At 64.2% G+C, this 15,125-nt stretch carries 18 protein-coding genes, 3 tRNA genes and 2 pseudogenes; 5 read left to right on the top strand and 18 right to left on the bottom strand.

The window, feature by feature from the left end; translation table 11 throughout:
- Window positions 1–101 precede the first annotated feature (101 nt).
- From ACX80X_RS07100 to ACX80X_RS07035, 14 genes are all read right to left on the bottom strand, one after another.
- Window positions 102–1,154, bottom strand: a complete 1,053-nt coding sequence (locus ACX80X_RS07100; RefSeq protein ID WP_252602728.1) for a LacI family DNA-binding transcriptional regulator — start codon at window positions 1,152–1,154, stop codon at window positions 102–104.
- A gap of 145 nt (window positions 1,155–1,299) precedes the next feature.
- Window positions 1,300–2,277 (bottom strand): carbohydrate ABC transporter permease, encoded by a 978-nt coding sequence (locus tag ACX80X_RS07095; RefSeq protein WP_141139288.1) that lies wholly within the window; start codon window positions 2,275–2,277, stop codon window positions 1,300–1,302.
- Window positions 2,274–3,239 (bottom strand): carbohydrate ABC transporter permease, encoded by a 966-nt coding sequence (locus ACX80X_RS07090; RefSeq protein ID WP_056348751.1) that lies wholly within the window; start codon window positions 3,237–3,239, stop codon window positions 2,274–2,276. Before ACX80X_RS07090 ends, ACX80X_RS07095 begins: the two co-directional genes overlap by 4 nt.
- 93 nt (window positions 3,240–3,332) lie before the next feature.
- A complete protein-coding gene (locus ACX80X_RS07085) occupies window positions 3,333–4,670 on the bottom strand; it encodes an ABC transporter substrate-binding protein (RefSeq protein ID WP_252602725.1) in 1,338 nt (445 codons plus the stop codon).
- 309 nt (window positions 4,671–4,979) lie between these two features.
- On the bottom strand, window positions 4,980–5,252 hold the full coding sequence (locus tag ACX80X_RS07080) for a hypothetical protein (RefSeq protein ID WP_459311611.1): 273 nt from the start codon (window positions 5,250–5,252) through the stop codon (window positions 4,980–4,982).
- A gap of 104 nt (window positions 5,253–5,356) precedes the next feature.
- Complete coding sequence (locus tag ACX80X_RS07075) at window positions 5,357–5,968, bottom strand: hypothetical protein (protein WP_459311610.1); 612 nt, start codon at window positions 5,966–5,968, stop codon at window positions 5,357–5,359.
- Window positions 5,965–6,549, bottom strand: coding sequence for a DUF6286 domain-containing protein (locus ACX80X_RS07070; RefSeq protein ID WP_252614008.1), 585 nt, complete (start codon window positions 6,547–6,549; stop codon window positions 5,965–5,967). Before ACX80X_RS07070 ends, ACX80X_RS07075 begins: the two co-directional genes overlap by 4 nt.
- A gap of 71 nt (window positions 6,550–6,620) precedes the next feature.
- Window positions 6,621–7,001, bottom strand: a complete 381-nt coding sequence (locus tag ACX80X_RS07065) for a hypothetical protein (RefSeq protein WP_252602713.1) — start codon at window positions 6,999–7,001, stop codon at window positions 6,621–6,623.
- On the bottom strand, window positions 6,998–7,189 hold the full coding sequence (locus ACX80X_RS07060; RefSeq protein ID WP_111907359.1) for a hypothetical protein: 192 nt from the start codon (window positions 7,187–7,189) through the stop codon (window positions 6,998–7,000). The genes ACX80X_RS07065 and ACX80X_RS07060 overlap by 4 nt, the downstream gene beginning before the upstream one ends.
- Window positions 7,186–7,677 carry an Asp23/Gls24 family envelope stress response protein gene (locus ACX80X_RS07055; RefSeq protein WP_252602710.1) on the bottom strand — a complete coding sequence of 164 codons (492 nt, stop codon included), beginning with the start codon at window positions 7,675–7,677 and terminating at the stop codon, window positions 7,186–7,188. The genes ACX80X_RS07060 and ACX80X_RS07055 overlap by 4 nt, the downstream gene beginning before the upstream one ends.
- A 71-nt stretch (window positions 7,678–7,748) precedes the next feature.
- Window positions 7,749–8,036 carry a GH32 C-terminal domain-containing protein gene (locus ACX80X_RS07050; protein WP_308216215.1) on the bottom strand — a complete coding sequence of 96 codons (288 nt, stop codon included), beginning with the start codon at window positions 8,034–8,036 and terminating at the stop codon, window positions 7,749–7,751.
- A gap of 158 nt (window positions 8,037–8,194) precedes the next feature.
- A tRNA-Phe gene (locus ACX80X_RS07045) sits at window positions 8,195–8,270 on the bottom strand.
- 48 nt (window positions 8,271–8,318) lie between these two features.
- A tRNA-Asp gene (locus ACX80X_RS07040) sits at window positions 8,319–8,392 on the bottom strand.
- A 90-nt stretch (window positions 8,393–8,482) separates the two neighbouring features.
- Window positions 8,483–8,555, bottom strand: a tRNA-Glu gene (locus ACX80X_RS07035).
- Window positions 8,556–8,723: 168 nt separating this feature from the next.
- Here ACX80X_RS07035 and ACX80X_RS07030 point away from each other — a divergent pair.
- Complete coding sequence (locus tag ACX80X_RS07030) at window positions 8,724–9,701, top strand: PHP domain-containing protein (RefSeq protein ID WP_459311608.1); 978 nt, start codon at window positions 8,724–8,726, stop codon at window positions 9,699–9,701.
- Window positions 9,658–10,470: pseudogene (locus ACX80X_RS07025) on the top strand (DMT family transporter); the annotation flags it as partial. The gene ACX80X_RS07030 and the pseudogene ACX80X_RS07025, both read left to right, overlap by 44 nt.
- Window positions 10,471–10,487: 17 nt before the next feature.
- Here ACX80X_RS07025 and ACX80X_RS07020 read toward each other — a convergent pair.
- Window positions 10,488–11,108 (bottom strand): class I SAM-dependent methyltransferase, encoded by a 621-nt coding sequence (locus ACX80X_RS07020; RefSeq protein WP_252602701.1) that lies wholly within the window; start codon window positions 11,106–11,108, stop codon window positions 10,488–10,490.
- Window positions 11,109–11,180: 72 nt separating this feature from the next.
- Here ACX80X_RS07020 and ACX80X_RS07015 point away from each other — a divergent pair, with 72 nt between their 5' ends.
- From ACX80X_RS07015 to ACX80X_RS07005, 3 genes are all read left to right on the top strand, one after another.
- Window positions 11,181–11,609 carry a metallopeptidase family protein gene (locus ACX80X_RS07015; RefSeq protein ID WP_056348808.1) on the top strand — a complete coding sequence of 143 codons (429 nt, stop codon included), beginning with the start codon at window positions 11,181–11,183 and terminating at the stop codon, window positions 11,607–11,609.
- 10 nt (window positions 11,610–11,619) lie between these two features.
- Window positions 11,620–12,540 carry a cation diffusion facilitator family transporter gene (locus tag ACX80X_RS07010; RefSeq protein ID WP_252602698.1) on the top strand — a complete coding sequence of 307 codons (921 nt, stop codon included), beginning with the start codon at window positions 11,620–11,622 and terminating at the stop codon, window positions 12,538–12,540.
- Between the two features lie 336 nt (window positions 12,541–12,876).
- Window positions 12,877–13,017: a hypothetical protein gene (locus ACX80X_RS07005; RefSeq protein WP_252610046.1), complete on the top strand. Its 141-nt coding sequence runs from the start codon at window positions 12,877–12,879 to the stop codon at window positions 13,015–13,017.
- A gap of 13 nt (window positions 13,018–13,030) precedes the next feature.
- Here the strand turns inward: ACX80X_RS07005 and ACX80X_RS07000 are convergent.
- The 3 genes and pseudogenes from ACX80X_RS07000 to ACX80X_RS06990 all read right to left on the bottom strand — a co-directional run.
- Window positions 13,031–13,123 (bottom strand): annotated as a pseudogene (locus tag ACX80X_RS07000) (AAA family ATPase); the annotation flags it as partial.
- 117 nt (window positions 13,124–13,240) lie between these two features.
- Window positions 13,241–14,071, bottom strand: a complete 831-nt coding sequence (locus ACX80X_RS06995) for an SDR family oxidoreductase (protein WP_252602693.1) — start codon at window positions 14,069–14,071, stop codon at window positions 13,241–13,243.
- A gap of 43 nt (window positions 14,072–14,114) precedes the next feature.
- Window positions 14,115–14,780, bottom strand: a complete 666-nt coding sequence (locus tag ACX80X_RS06990) for an SDR family NAD(P)-dependent oxidoreductase (RefSeq protein WP_252602689.1) — start codon at window positions 14,778–14,780, stop codon at window positions 14,115–14,117.
- Window positions 14,781–15,125: the final 345 nt, after the last annotated feature.

Genomic DNA, 15,125 nt, shown 5'->3' with positions numbered 1-15,125 from the left:
TCCTAGACGCGGCTTCTTCCTAGACACGGCTTCGCGACTGCGGCTTCCTGAACCCGGCGTCCTGGCCGCGGCATCCTGGCCGGATGCCGCGCCGCGCCTCCTCAGGAACGAGGCGGCGCCGTCGTACGCCTGATGATGAGCTGGTGGGGCGCGACGGCGGATTGGACCGCCCCGACCGTGCCGTCCAGTTCGTCGATGAGCATCTTGGTAGCCAGCTCGGCCTGTTCGTCGGGCCGTTGTCCCACGGTGGTCAGGCCCATCGCGTCGGCGAAATCGTGGTCATCGATCCCCACCACCGAGAGGTCCTCAGGGACCCGTACGCCTACGCGTGCTGCTTCGAAGATGACTCCCATGGCCATTTCGTCTGAGGCGCAAAAGATGGCGGTCGGCTTCGGGCCGGGCTGGGTCCAGAGGCGTCGGAATGCCTCTTGGCCGCTGCGGACCGTGAAATCGCCCCATTCGTCCCACTCGGGGCGGGTGGGCAGCCCTGCTCCTGCCATAACGTCCTTGAAAGCCAGGATCCGCACGCGGGGAACGTCGAAGTTAAGGTCCGTTTCGTCGTCGCCGTGCAGGAGGGCAATGTCCCGGTGGCCGAGGTCGATCAGGTGCCGTACGGCGGTGGACGCTGCGGCGTAGTCGTCGATGCCGATGTACGCGCACTCTTCCACATGGCCGCCCACCACGATCAGCGGGATATCAATCTTTTGGAGATGGTCCAGTTCCTCGTGGCTGAGCGCCATACAAAGGACAAGCAGGGCATCAATCTGTTTGTAAACCATGGTCTTGCTGAACAGGCGTTCCCGGTTGCTGCCGTGACCGCCCAGGTTGAAGAGGGAAAGATTGTAGTGGCGGGCGTGAAGTTCGCGGTCCGCGCCCTCAATGGCCTTGGAGAAGAACCAGCGGCTCACGAACGGTGCCAGGACGCCAATGGTCTTGGTTCGGCCGGTGGCCAGACCTGACGCCGACGACGACGCCACATAACCCAAAGCACCCGCCACCTCGAGGATCTTCTCCCTGGTGGCGGGCGAAACCCTGGGAAGCCCGCGTACGGCCCGGGAAACGGTGGCGGTGGAGACGCCTGCGGCTGCGGCCACGTCCTCAATGCTGACGCCGCTGTGGCCACCCCGTTGAGACCTTTCAGCCATGCGTGCCACCGTTTCCCCTCATGGGTTCAAACCTAATTTCCGCTATGCAGTTGCCCCCAAGCCATGCTAGGTTGCGGGCCGCCCGACGTCACAGTGTTACCTGCCTGCCTCCCCTTGCGTCCGATCAGCCTATGCGGATCGGCCCTGAGCCCGGTCAGCCCTTGAGGCCGCCGGCCAGGAGACCACGGACAAAGAAGCGCTGCAGGCCAAGGAACACCGCCAGCGGGACGATGATCGAGACGAACGCGGCGGCAGGGTTCAGGAAGTCCCTGTTGCCGCGGGTACCGGAGATCTCAGCGAGCCGCTGGGTGATGGGCGCTACGTCCGCCGTTCCACCCGAGAACACCAAGGCCACCAGCAGGTCATTCCAGACCCACAGGAACTGGAAGATGGCCAGGGATGCCAGAGCCGGGACGGACAACGGCAGGATGATCCGCCAGAAAATGGTGGTGTGTCCTGCCCCATCCACCTTCGCGGCCTCGATCACTTCGCCCGGGATCTCCGAGATGAAGTTGTGCAGCAGGAAGATGCCCAACGGGAGTCCAAACATGGTGTGGGCGATCCACAGCTGGGCATAGGACCCGGGCGGGAGCTTCAGGACCTGCGTGAACAATGACAGCAGCGGGATGAGTGCCATCTGCAGGGGAATGATCTGCAACGCGAACACGAAGATGAACGTAGCCTCGCGGCCCCTGAAGTTGCCCCAGGCGAAGATGTAGGCCGCCATGGAGGCGAGCACCAGGACAAAGACGGTCACCGGGATGACAATCGCCAGGGAGTTGATGAAGTACTGCGAAAGGTTCGCAGACTGCGATCCGGCTGCTGCCGTGACGTCGACGTAGTGCTTGAAAGTAAAATCCCAGTCGGCAAAGAAGTTCCACCAGCCATCCGAGCGCGGGCCCACCTGCTTGGCCGCGGGACGGATGGAGGATACCAGGAGACCGAAGGTGGGCACGGTCCAGATCGTCGCAATGATCACGGCGGCCGCAGTGGCCCAGCGTGACGTGAGCTTGGTCTTGACGCGCCGCATGATCGGTGCGGAATCCTCCGGCGTCGCGGGACGGCCTTTGTCTTTGCGTGACTGGGTCCGGGAAGAGTTGGCCGCCTCATCCGGCGCTGGCATGACGGTCATCGGATTTCCCTTTGCTGACGAAGTACGCGGGCATTGTAGACCACTATGGGCAGTACGAGAAGGAACAGGACGAGGGCCAGCGCCGCACCCCTGCCCGGTTCGCCGGCGCGGAAGGCCTGCGTGTACATCTCGTTGGCGATCACGGACGTGTCATAGTTGCCCGCCGTCATGGTGCGGACAATGTCGAAGACTTTAAGGGTGGCGATGGTGATGGTTGTCAGCACCACCACCAAAGCGCCCCGAATGCCGGGAACCGTCACATTGCGGAACTGCTGCCAGGGGTTGGCACCGTCCAGGCGCGCTGCCTCAACCAGTTCCACCGGCACGCCCTTGATGGCAGCGGAGAGGATCACCATGGCAAAGCCTGTTTGGATCCAAACCATCACGATGATGAGGAAGATGGTGTTTTCCGGGGCATCAAGAAGAAATTGCTTGGGGTCCATGCCCAGGGCAACCCGCACAGCGTTAACGACGCCAGTCTGTTCAATGCCGGGGCCGCGGTAGTCGTACACAAGCTTCCAGATGATGCCGGCGCCCACCATCGAGATGCCCACCGGCATAAAGACCAAAGCTTTGAGGGCATTTTCGCCGCGCGCCTTGTCAATGAACACCGCGTAAGCGAGACCGAAGACCGTGGACAGCAACGGCACCAGAACGGTCCAGATCACCGTGTTGCGGAGGGTGGCCAGCGCCTCGGGCTGGGTAAACATCCAGACGAAGTTATCGACTCCGTTGGGTTGGCCGGAGGCATTCGTGAATGCCAGGAATGATGTCTGCACGGCGGGATAAACCAGGCCGACCAGCATCAGGATTGCCGCCGGCGCCAAAAAGCCAACGATCGTCAGTTTGTCTTTGACTGATTTGGGAGCCCTGTCCACAATCAGCATGATCAGCCCAATTAGCGCGGCAAAAACCGCCAAGGCGATAAAAACTTGAAGAAATTTTCCTCCAAGAAACTCCATTGCCCAACCTCCGTGGTGTGCGTGGATCTGTTTGTTCTGAATCGACATCGCGCCCTTGGGACTTGATGTCCCAAGGGCGCGATGCGAAGGAGGTTAGCTCTTAGGCCAGCTGCCTTCGATGCTGTCGGCAACCTGCTGGGCGGGAGTGCCGTTGATCCATGCAACGATGCCCTTCCAGAAGGAGTTGGAGCCTACGGCGCCCGGCATCAGGTCAGAGCCGTCGAAGCGGAAGACGGTGTCCGGATCCTGGAGCAGTGCGATGGACTGCTTGTCGAGTTCCGTCTGGGCACTCGCCGGGTCCAGTCCCTTGTTGGCACTGATGACGCCACCGAGCTTGACTCGGTTGTTGGCGAACTCGGCGCTGGCCAAGTAAGCCAGGAAGGCCTGCGCCTCCGGGGTGTCCTTGTAAGCGCCCACCATCTCGCCGCCGCCGGTGATTGCCTGGCCCTTGCTGGGGTCGATCGGAGGCGTCATGAAGGCCCAGACGTCGCCATCGGGAGCCACAGCGGTCCCTTCCGGCCAGTTGGCTGCCTGGAAGTTGGCCTGGTGGTGCATGGCGCACTGGCCATCGAGGACGGGCTGACCTGCCTGCGCGAAGCCGGTGGTCAGGATTGAACGAACGTCGCCAAATCCGCCGTTGACATAGTCGGAGTTCAGGAGGATCTCGCCGGTCTGGTTCAGCGCATCCACAATCTTGGGGTCGTTGAAGGGAATCCCGTGCGTGACCCACTGGTCGTAGACCTCGGGGCCCTGAGCGCGGAGGACAACATCCTCGACCCAGTCAGTGCCCGGCCAGCCGGTCGCTTCGCCGGATTCGAAGCCGGCACACCACGGCTTCATGGTGCCGTCATCGGCGATCTTCTTGGACAGTGTCAGCATTTCGTCCCAGGTCTTGGGAACTTCCCAGCCCTTGTCCTTGAACGTCTTCGGGGCGTACCAGACGTAACCCTTGACGTTCGCGAGCATCGGTGCCGCGTAGAAGGTCCCGTCCACCGTGCCGTACTTCTTCCAGTCAGCGGACCAGTTCTTGTCCACAAGATCCGAGACTGCCTTCGGAGCCGGCTTCAGGCCGCCTGCCTTGGCCTGATCGGCCAGGAGGCCTGGCTGCGGGAAGATGGCGACGTCCGGGGCGTTTCCAGCCTTGGCCCGGACACCGATCTGGGTCTCGAATTCCTTGCTGCCCTCGTACTTGATGGTTGCGCCGGTGCATTCCTCAAACGTTGCCCAGGCGGTTTCCAGGTTGGTAGCTTCGATGTCCACGATGGTGGAGTAGACGGAGACGGTCTTGCCGTCGTGCTTGCCGTAACTCTCATAGGGAGAGCAGTCACTGCCGGTGGTGCCGCCACCGCCCCCGCCGGGACTACAGGCCGTCAGGGACAGCGCCAGAATTCCGGTGGCAGCAACCGGAAGCAGGTATTTGCGGTTTTTCATGCTGAGGACTCCTCGGTGAGTTACAGAACTTCAACAGGTGAGACAAAGGCAACGGACATCATTGCGTGGTCTGAATCACATACTAATCAGGCTCCGGCCATGAATGCAAGCGTTTACATCCGGTTGTGTCCGAAAGGATATCTAGGCCCCCGTCCACGGGAGTTTGGGCGCCGCAGCGATGATGCCCGGGACCGTGAGACGGCTTCGACATGCGGCTATGCCCACAAAGGGCGCACAAAGGAAAGGCGCCGCGCTCCCCGGGGAGCGCGGCGCCCTTTAGGCATCGTGGGGCATACCCCATGGTTGGGCCTATTTGCCGCCCTTGAACAGACCGGCGATCTTCGCGCCAAAGCCCTTCACGTTCTCGGTCACGCTGCTGGCCAGTCCCTTGGCGTTTTCAGCAACATCGCCCACGAGTTCCTTGGCGTTCTCAGCCACGTCGCCGTCGAAGAACTCCTTAACGTTTTCTGCAGCTTCGCCAGCGAATTCCTTCACGTTCTCCGCAGCCTCGCCAGCGAATTCCTTGGCCTTTTCTGCCGCGCCTTCGTTTGCCGCTCCGCTGCCAGTTACTTGCTCGCTCATGGTATTCCCCTTGATTCCCCGGATATTCGATCCGGACAGTGGTGGTGGCCCGTTGCCAGGCGATGTCCGCCGGCATCGGCACAACAGATGTCCCCCGGATCACACTAACGGACGCGCTCAGCGCGGCTGAACCGTGTCCTGGCCCCGGCACCAATGTGAATCAGGACGGGTGTCTGTTTTCCCACCACTTGGTCCAAGGCGTCCACCAGGGCAGAGACCTCAGCCGCAAGGAGATGCGGCGCCACGCCCTGGCGCGGCTGGAGCCGGATTTTCAAGGCAGGGCTGCCCTGCACATCGTAGGTTGTCACCGTGGCACCCGCCAGATCGGGCCGTTCAGCCAAGGCGTGCTTCAACGCCTGCTCCGCTACTCCCCCGCTGATCCGGACGTCTCCGGCTACTGTCCCGGGATCGTACTCGGCCACCAGCAAGTTGCTCCGGCCTTTGCCCTGCTGCGCAATCCAGGCAACCATCAGGCCAATCAGAACCACCAGGGCAAACGCCATCACAATCCAGAGCCAGCTTTCCGGACGTCCCGGAAAGCGGGTGTTGTCGAAGGATTGTTTGACGCTGCGCCAGGCCGATCCGGACCAGGCATGCCACCAGGTTGCCACGGGTGGAACGGTGGCCAGCAGGACGAGCAGGATGCCCACGGCGAGCAGCTTGAGTCCGAGGATGCCGAGCAGGATCCGGTTGAGGAGCGAGGGTGTGGCCGTCATGCTCCAATCACTCCTACGGTGGAAATGTTCACGCGGACGTCAGGTACCGGGACCAGTGACATCCCGCTGAGTTCGTCCTGGACCGCGGCCAGCACCGCCGCTTCCGCCACGGGGACCCCTGAGGTGGGGCGCACGTTGACGATAATCTGCCGCCGGGACACCACCACCATGACCTGCTCCGGGGTGACATTGGCAGCGAGCCGTGCGCTGCGTGCCAGGGCGGAGGCGATGACCTCGTCATCGACCACCACGGCGGACGAATTTCCGGTGCCGTTCAGCGTGGTGCCGTTCAGCACGTGCCGGGCTCGTCTTCCCGGCAGGACGGCGTTGAGCAGGAAAAACAGCCCCACCATGGCTACTACGCCGCCGCTGGCACCGAGCAGCAACGGCGGGATACCCGCCGGAAGAGCAACGATGCGCTCCGCCGCCAGTTGCGGTTCGATCAGCCAGGCCGGCTGACCAATGGCGTGCACGGCCGATTCGAGAAGACCGTAACCGGCCAGCCCCATCACCAGGACCGCTGCCACCGTGGCCACCGCTGCCCGCGAGGAATGGGTTTCCCGGTAGACGACCCTGCGCATATCCGGTTGCCGCTGGGCTCGGGCGCGGTTTGTTTGCCTCGAATCCAGGTCCCCGTCCACTGATCCTCCGGTCACTGGACCCGGCCTCCCTCGATCGGCTTAACGCCGCTGATGCGGATATCCACCCTGCTCAGACTGGCGCCGCTGAGGGCCGTGACCGTTGACATGATCCTGGATTTGGCATCGACCGTCCGGTCCCAAATGGATCCACCGAATGCGGCCACCCGGCTTGCATCCCTGAGCACGGTGGCCAGCGGCGGGATCCTGATCGGTGACACCAGCGACAACGCCAGCAGGCCGTCGTCGTCCGTCCAGTCCGCCCGGACATCGTGGGGCTCCACACCCAGGGCTTCCGCGGCGGCTGTCCTGGCAAGGCTGGTCAGGGCCTGCGTGCTGATGCGGTTGTGGCCGCTCAGGACCCGACCCTGAATGGATGGTGCGGCTGCCGTCATGACGATGAGCGCCGGCCGATGATGGCATCCAGGACGCCGCGCAGGTCCAGTTTCCCTTCCGCTGCGCGGCCCAGGAGGGCGCCGATGGCCATAAAGAGAAGCGAGACCAGAAAGCCCCATAGCCCGAACTGGAAGGACATAAACGCCACGAAGGCGCCCATGGCGATGCCCACAACGGTCAGATTCACAGCAGTGCCTCCCTCTCGGCGACGGCAGGGGCTCCGGCCTTCGCCGGCGGCGCCACGTAGACATCGGTTATTTCGACATTCACTTCAATGACCTGCAGGCCGACGAGTTCCTCGACCGCGCGGTAAACGGCTGCTCTCACCTGATTGGCCAGGGAATGCAGGGGCGTGCCGTAGGAGGCCACCAGGCTGATGTCCACCGCCACCTGCGTCTCACCGACCTCGGCTCGGACGCCTGCAGCATGGTCCGAACTGCCGACGGCGTCCCGGATGGCCCCCAGCGCACGCGACGGAGCCGAGCCCAAAAAATAGACGCCGGGCACGGCACGGGCAGCGATGCCGGCAACTTTTGCCACGGCGGTCTCAGCGATCACGGTGCGGCCATGACCGGGCACGGGCGCCTGGCTGGCGGCATGGTGGCTGGTAGCAGGCTGGCTGGTAGCGAGCCGGCGCTCAACGCCCGCATCGGGTTGTGGGTTCTGGTATTCCATCAGACACTTCCCCTTCTGTTGATCCCAACCCTATCCCGTGCGTGTGGGAACGCACGGGAATCCGTGGCGAGTCAGGCCAGCTTCCGGCCGGTCAGCGTAAATCCGGCCTTTCCGCCTTCGCTGAACACCGACGTATCGGTGTCGGCCCAGTCGGGCAGGAAGAGGTCTGTGACAACAGTGCCGCTTCCGGGGGCGAACACCTCCACTGACGAGGTATCGAGCAGGATCCGCAGCTTCAGTTTTCCGTCCACCAGTGGCAGGCTCACCTGGTGGTAGGGGCTGAACTTGTCCGAAAAGTTTGAGGTCCCGGCCGCGGACCGGTCAACCGTCAGCGTGCCTGACTGCGCCTGGTATCGGATCTCACGACACGCAAATTACCCTCCGACACGGAAAATCCTTGGCGACACCTATATTTCGGTGTCGCCAGGGAATCTGCGCGTCGACAAGGAGTATGCGCGTCGTAGGACGGGCCGTTAAAGAAGAAAAGCACCAGTTCCGAAGAACTGATGCTTCCCAGTGGTGGCTCCGACCGGCGTCGATCCGGTGACCTTTCGATTTTCAGTCGAACGCTCTACCAACTGAGCTACAGAGCCTAGGTGACATGTCACCTTGACCGCCGGAATTTCTTCCGGCAATCAGAGCGACCCTGACGGGACTTGAACCCGCGACCTCCGCCGTGACAGGGCGGCGCGCTAACCAACTGCGCTACAGGGCCTTGATTTTCTTGCTTCGCGGCATCGCTACCGCTTTTTTCAAGGCTTCCAGCTTACCAGACGTTTTCAGCCTGCCAGACCAGTTTCTTGCGTACCCCCAACGGGATTCGAACCCGTGCCGCCGCCGTGAAAGGGCGGTGTCCTAGGCCGCTAGACGATGGGGGCCAGAACCCGTTCGGCACAAAATAAAAGGCTTCGAGCCGAGGGCCCTCAGTCTTTACGTTTGCAGTTGCTCCGAACTGGACTCTAAAACTATAGGGCCTCGGCGGGAATAACTCAAAATCGGCCCGCAGACACCTGACCGAAGCGGCCGGAACAGGCGAAGATGGACAGATGGATGCCGTCGCCGCACTCAATGAAATTGCTTTCTGGTTGGAACGGGAACGCGCTGCCACGTTCAAGGTCCAGGCCTTCCGGAAGGCGGCCGGGATCATCGCCGGGCTTGACCCTTCGGAGGTGGCAGTCCGGGCCCGGGACGGCAGGCTCAAGAGCATGAAGGGCATCGGCGACAGAACGTACCAGGTGGTCCGGCAGGCCGTGGACGGCGAGGTGCCCGAGTACCTTGAGGACCTGCGCCAGCGCAGCGGGGCGCCTCTGGCCGACGGCGGGGCCGAACTCCACGCAGCACTCCGCGGCGACCTCCACAGCCACAGCGACTGGTCCGACGGCGGCTCCCCCATCCAGCTCATGGCCGATGCCGCCCGCCTGCTGGGCAGAGACTACCTGGCACTGACAGACCACTCGCCCAACCTGACCATCGCCAACGGGCTCAGCGCCGAGCGCCTGACCGAACAGCTCGATGTAGTGGCCGCCATCAACGCCGCCTCCGCACTTGACGGCAAGGATGACGGATTCCGGCTCCTGACCGGCATCGAGGTGGACATCCTGGAAACCGGCGAACTGGACCAGTCGCCGGACATGCTGGACCGGCTGGATGTTGTGGTGGCCAGCGTCCATTCGAAGCTTCGGGCGGACCGCGCCACCATGACCCAGCGGATGCTCCAGGGCATCCAGAACCCCCAGACCAATGCGCTCGGCCACTGCACCGGCCGCCTGGTGGAGGGCTCCCGTGGCACGCGGCCGCAATCGGACTTCGACGCCCGGGAGGTGTTCGCGGCGTGCGCCGAATACAACGTGGCGGTAGAGATCAACTCCCGCCCCGAGCGGCAGGACCCGCCGGATGACCTGATCCAGCTGGCCCTCGACGCCGGCTGCCTGTTCTCGATCGACAGCGACGCCCACGCTCGCATTTGTTCGGCCAGGTGGTGGGCGAAGCGCCGTTGTTGTTGCTGCGCTGGGAGGGGTGCTTGAAGCCATGCTGCCAATCTATCCCCGGGGCGACGCCGGCGGCTGGCGGGAATGTGCTCTGGGCTTCGGCGTTCGTGGGGATCCGGGCCATCGGCCCATCCTGGGGTACGGCGTGATGTGGTTCGGCGGCTACAATGTGGCCCTGAACGCGGCGGAACACCTGCTGGACGCCGGGACCGCCGCGCTGCTGATCAACGTCAACCCCATCCTCGTTGCCATCATGGCCGGTTTCTTCCTGAAGGAGGGCTTCCCGCGCTGGCTGATTATCGGGAGCCTGGTGGCGTTCGGCGGGGTGGCGCTGATCGCGCTCGGATCCGGCTCAGGTTCCGGGGAACGTTCGACGGCGGATGTGGCGGGCGTGCTGCTCTGCCTCCTTGCCGCCGTGCTCGCCGCCGTCAGCGTCATCATCCAGAAGCCGGTGCTGCGGAAGTTCCCGGCGGGCCAGGCCACCTGGTTCGGCATCATGGTGGGGGCGGTCTGCTGCCTGCCCTTCAGCGGCCAGCTGGTGTCCGAACTGCAGTCCGCCCCGCTGCCGGCAACACTGGGCCTGGTGTATCTGGGCGTCTTCCCCACCGCCATTGCATTCACCACGTGGGCCTACGCGCTGTCGCTGATTGACGCCGGAAAACTGGCGGCCACCACCTATCTGGTGCCGGGCACCACCATCCTGATCTCCTGGCTGATCCTCAGCGAAGTCCCCGCCGTGCTGGGCCTCGTGGGCGGGGTGGTCTGCCTGGTGGGTGTGGGCCTGACTCGCCGCAGGTCCCGGTAGAGGCGGTCCATTCAGCGTCAGGAGGGCTTCACTGCTGTGCCCGCGATGATGGGCGTGGCCAGGGCAACCGCCGGGGCCTCCAACCTGCTGACTTCCGTGAATTCGAACCCGGCTTCGCCGATGGATGCCACCGTGTTCCGGTTGAGGTGGCACCCGGGCGCCACGCATAGGCCCCACAGACCGTCCAGCCTGTCCTGCCAGCGGGCCGCACGGCCCTGTCCGCGGACATGTTCCAGCACCGCGAGGGTACCTCCGGGTTTGAGCACCCTGCGGGCCTCCAACAGGGCAAGCCGCTGATCCGGCACCGAGCACAGCACCAGGGTGAACACAACGGCGTCAGCCGTGCCGTCCGGCAGCGGCAGGTGCTCCGCATCGGCCTCGGAAACCTCCACCGGAACGGGCGACTCCCCCAGACGTGCCCTCAATCTGGCCCGCATGTAGGGGTCCGGTTCCACGAGGATTACCCGGTCAGCGTGGCGGAAGTGCCGCAGGTTGGCCCCGGTGCCAGCGCCGACGTCCACCACGGTTCCCGCCAGCGCGGAGAGCAGTAGCGCCCGGCGCGGAGACAGCTCCCTGCGCTCCACAGAGGCCGACAACGTGTCGTACATGGCGGCAAAAAGGCGATGGCGGACGGACATCCGGCTCCTCACAGGTGGTCAGGGATGGGATTCAGTATGCGCGCCAACCCGGCTGCGGACTAGAGTCTGCATATGCCCGTCAACCTGCCGCCCGGCCTGCCCATCATCCCGGATGGCCCGCAAGAGTCCGGTCCGTTTGAGATGTCCGCTGACGATTTCGAAGCCGCCGTCACGGATGCCCTGGGCCTGATCCCCGCCAAGCTTGCGGCCGCCATGGACAACGTGGCGGTGTTTGTCGAGGACGACTACGTGCCCGGCCCGGGCGAGGACCCGGACACCGTTCTGCTGGGCCTCTATGAGGGTGTCCCCTTGACGGAGCGGGATTCATGGTGGGACGCCGGTTCGCTGCCGGACCGGATCACCATCTTTCGCCAACCCATCCTGGACATCTGCGGGTCCCGCGACGAGGTGATCCAGGAAGTGGCCGTGACGGTGGTCCACGAGATCGCCCACCACTTCGGCATCGATGACCGGCGGCTGCACGAGCTCGGCTGGGACTAGCCTTGTAGGCATGGGACACGACCACAGCCACACACACGGGATCACGGCAACAGGCCGGCACCGCAAACGGCTCATCGCCGTCCTGACCATCACCCTTGCGGTGGTGGTGGTCCAGGTGATCGGCGCGGCACTGTCCGGATCATTGGCCCTGCTGGCTGATGCCGGCCACATGCTCTCCGACGCGGCAGGCGTGACCATCGCGCTCCTGGCTGCCTGGATCGCAGGACGCCCGGCGAGTGACCTGCGGACCTACGGCTACCAGCGTGCCGAGGTCCTGGCCGCCCTGGCCAACGCGCTGATCCTGATTGTCATCTCGGTGGTCATCTTCACCGAGGCCATCCGGCGGATCGGCTCGGCGCCCGAGGTCCACACCGACATCATGCTCTTCGCCGCCATCCTGGGCGCAGTGGCCAACCTCGTTTCGCTGCTGATCCTGCGCGGCGCGCACCAGGACAGCCTGAACGTCCGGGGCGCCTACCTTGAGGTGCTGGGTGACCTGCTGGGCTCAGTCGCCGTCATCGTTGCTGCCCTGGTCATCATGTTCACCGGCTACCAGGCCGCCGATACGATCGCCTCCGTGCTCATCGCCCTGATGATCCTGCCGCGGGCCTGGAGCCTGCTGCGGGATGTGGTGGACGTCCTCCTGGAGGCAACCCCCAAAGGCGTGGAGGTGCAGATGATCCGCGAACACATCCTCAGCGTTGACGGAGTGGTCGACGTCCATGACATCCATATCTGGACCATCACGTCCGGGGTGCCCGTGTTTTCGGCCCACGTGGTGGTGGAGGACGGCGTCCTTAATGCCCGCGGCGCCGACCAGCTCCTGGACAAGCTCACCACCTGCCTGGGCTCCCACTTTGACACCGAGCACTGCACATTCCAGCTGGAGCCCGCCAGCCACTCGGAGCACGAATCGCGCCAGCACGCATAGCAGGACTCCCAAAAACTTTGGGCCCGGACGGCGGCGCGCGGGCGTCACGCCGAGCACCCTTTTGGCCACCGGCGAAGTCGCGAACCCCGGAAATCCGGCGGAGCCCTAGCCACTTGGCCGGGAGAGATCTGTCCTGCGGAGCGGGAGCCGATTCCGCGACACGCCGGTCGGGATGCGCCGGAATCGCACTCTTGTTGACTATGTTATTGATGTGACCAGTGTTGCCAAAGTGCACCCGCTCACGTAGCCTCGGACTGCTGGGAGATCAGCAGAGGGGCTTCTTGTGCCGCCACCAGACCTCGCTCCCCCAGCCTTACCGCGTGCGAGGTTCTGCGAATGGGTTTGACTGGATCCGGCCTGAAGGCCGCCGTGCTGTGCACCGCCGTACTTTTCGGCACCATGACCCTCCCCGCCCAGGCAGCGTCCATGCCGCAGGCCCGGCTGTGGACTTCAGCGCTTTGCGGCGGCTCTTTTTGAAAGTTCCATGTCGCTAATTGCCGATGACAAGGATGCTGGCAGCGGTTTCGACGACGTCGTCTGTGATGGTTTCTAGTTGGTTGATCTTGAGTACTCGTTGGATCTGGGCATCGATCTGCCCCATCAGTTCATCGAAGGCGCCGGAAGCCTTGAAAGACTCCATGCTCCCGGCGGCAGCGACCTTCGCCGCGAGTGAATCCGCCGTCTGAGGTTCGTGTTCAGTTCAGCGCTGGCTGCCGTGCGCGGCTACGGACAGCGCCTGCCACTCGTTCCACGTCGCGAGCCGGGATTCGTAGTCGGCGGTGGCGATGGCCAGCGGCGCCTCTCCGAAGAAGACCCGCAGGGGCGGGTTCTCGGAGTCCACCAGGGCGAGTACCGCGTCCCTGGTCGCCGCCGGGTCACCGGGAGTGCCGCGCCGGCTGGGCCGGTTGGCGGCCTGCTCACGGACCCCGTCGTAGGCGGGCAGTTCTGTGGCGTGCCTCGCGGAGCTGCCGCCCCAGTCGGTGGAGTAACCACCGGGCTCGATGAGGGTGACGTTGATGCCGAAGCCTGCCACTTCCTGCGCGAGTGACTGACTGAGGCCTTCCAGCGCCCATTTGGAGGCGTGGTAGATGCCCACTGTGGGAAACGCTGAGATCCCGCCGATGGAGGAGACCTGCAGGATGTGGCCGCTAACCTGGCCGCGCAGGAAGGGAAGCGCCGCCTGGGTGACCCAGAGCGCGCCGAAAAGGTTGGTCTCGATCTGCTCGCGGGCCTCCGCCTCGCTGAGCTCCTCGACCGCGCCGAACTGGCCGTAGCCGGCGTTGTTCACCACTACGTCGAGCCGGCCAAAATGCTCGTGTGCCCGGGCGACGGCGGCGAATACCGCGTCACGGTCGGTGACGTCGAGCGAGATCGGCAGGACCTTGTCGCCGAACTCTGCCGCGAGGGTATCCAGGCTGTTGGTGTTTCGGGCGGTGGCTGCCACGGTGTCCCCGCGCTCCAGCGCGGCCAGCGCCCACTCCCGGCCGAAGCCGCGGGACGTACCGGTGATAAACCATGTTTTGGCGCTCATACGATGTCTCCTGAGGTGGGGTGGGGGTGGGGTTCGGCGCGGTTCAGTCGGCGCTGACCTGATGGCGGAAGCGGTCACGTTTGATGTGCAGGTCCCATAGGTGCCCGGCCAGCACATCGGGGTCCTTCTCGGGATCCCCGGCAATGATGCGGCCTCCGATGATGAGCTGGGACACCTGGATGCCTTCCTCGCCCAGGACCTCGTTAAGGAGCTGCGCGTAGGCGGCCTGCCCGGCAAAAGCAACGGACGTGCCGGTCACGTTGCGGCCAGGCTTGACGGCCGAGCCGCCATTGACGAACAGAATAGTTCCGCGGTTCTTACCGAGGAAACGCATGCCCGGCACCACCTGGTGCACCGCGGCAACCGGTCCGTAGATGGAGAACTCGACGGGCCCCACAAGGTCCGCCGGCGTCGTCTCAAGGACCGGGCGCATGAAGTCCTTTTGCGGAAGCGGACTGTACTGCAGCACCTCGATCGGGCCAAGGGTCTCCGCCACCTGCTCCAGGGCCTTGGCAATGGACGACGGGTCGCGGACGTCAGCGGTGAAACCCCTGGCCTCCACGCCGTCACTGGCCAATTCCCCGGCCAGTGCATCCAGGCGCCCCTGGTCGCGAGAGATCAGGCCAACGGTGAACCCTTCCGCGCCGAAACGCCGCGCCACTGCTGCCCCTAGTCCTGGTCCTGCTCCGATGATTGCAATAGTAGTCATACCGGGTCCAAGGCCTGAGGCCCCCGATGTATTCCACAGGTGCGTGGTTAACCTGGCGTTAGTGACGAAGAGCTCCAACGCGATGTTGTCAGGATCTCAGAACTCCAGAACATATCCGGAGCCGACGTCTTTGACGCCACTGTGTCCGAGGCCCCGCTCATCCAACATCGTTGCAGCGGCATCAAGGTACTCACGCCCGGCAACTTTCAGGCACCTTTGGAACTGGTGCACTGCCCCTAATGGCAATGCCGTTCGGTTAGTCGTCTGGGTCGGGTGTCAAGATTCTCGTGGTGAGTGTCGCGGGGTAGGTTCGGCGGTCGATGGCACGGCCTTTGGCCCGGTATT

Source organism: Pseudarthrobacter sp. MDT3-1, assembly GCF_054510755.1.
This window is presented reverse-complemented; position numbering and strand designations above follow the sequence as displayed.